The organism is Bradyrhizobium sp. UFLA05-89, from assembly GCF_059803475.1.
On record NZ_JBANBA010000276.1, the window covers coordinates 1 to 1087 of the forward strand.

The 1087-nt window shown below is 62.7% G+C and carries 1 protein-coding gene; it reads right to left on the reverse strand.

Annotated elements, in window-relative coordinates; translation table 11 throughout:
• Window positions 1-1034, reverse strand: a 1034-nt coding sequence (locus SO139_RS46240) for a sensor histidine kinase (protein ID WP_498542159.1), incomplete at its 3' end; no start/stop codon positions are given.
• Window positions 1035-1087 lie beyond the last annotated feature (53 nt).

Below are 1087 nucleotides of genomic sequence, written 5' to 3' on the forward strand. Positions count from 1 at the left end.
GTTGCCCTCGGTGTTAATTTCTGATCGCCGTCTTCCCCGAAACGCTCCGACCTGGTCCCGATGGGAAGCGTGAGATGCATGTTGCAGACTACGCCACTAGGCTCAAAGAGGATCTCGGCGCCGCCGCCGAACTGATCGAGTGCGCGCGACAGAAGGCGCAGTCCGAACCCGCGTTTCGGCGGAGCGTGTACCGGCGGCCCATCCCTCTCCTGCCACGTGAGATGGAGAACATCGTCCGCCATGCTGGACCGGAGCGACACGCGGCCGTCAGACACTGACAGCGAACCATACTTTGCGGAGTTGGTCGCGAGCTCGTGCAGAAGGAGCGCGACGGTCAAGGCAAACTTCGGCGGCAGCAGGACGTTCACTCCTTGGACCGTCACCCGCGAGGCGACGTATGGGCCGAGCTCTGTTTCGGCGATGTCGCGCACGAAGGCGCCCTCTCCGTTGGCTTGTTCAATGAGGTGGTCGGTGGCGGTCAGTGCCGCGAGGCGGTCCAGGATGTCGCTCCGGACTTGCGGCTGATCGCGCAATTGAACGCTGATGATTGCTTGGATCGTAGCGATCTTGTTCTTGAGCCGGTGGGCCAACTCCTGCACGGCAAGCTGGCGCAGATGCTCCTCGTCTTCGAGACGCTTCGCCAAACGGCGAAAATAGTCGGCCGCACCTACCAGAAAGATTGACACAAAAGCGAAGGTGACGAGTGTCACCTTGTCTCCGTACCGTGTCAGCGAAAAGCTGAATGCCGGCGGCATGAAGCCCCACCAGGCAGCCAGGCCGCCGACGGCGGCAACCAGCACGCCCGGACCGACACCTCCCACGAGCGCTGTCAGCGCGACAGCCGGGTAGTACGCGATCAGTGGAGACGCATCCTGGTCAAGCCATTGAAGCCACGCCTCGAACAGGGTCGCGCCGACAGCGCAGACGACCGCAAAAGCGTAGGCCCGAACGGAGCCCGGAGGAATGCGCCGGCGCTGACGGGCCAGCGCTGCATCGACAGCCGCAGTCAGCTTATCCACATCGGCATGCCGCATTGTTTCACCGGGTAAGGGCAGCCTGAACCTTGCCGGTCAAAACCGTATCACAG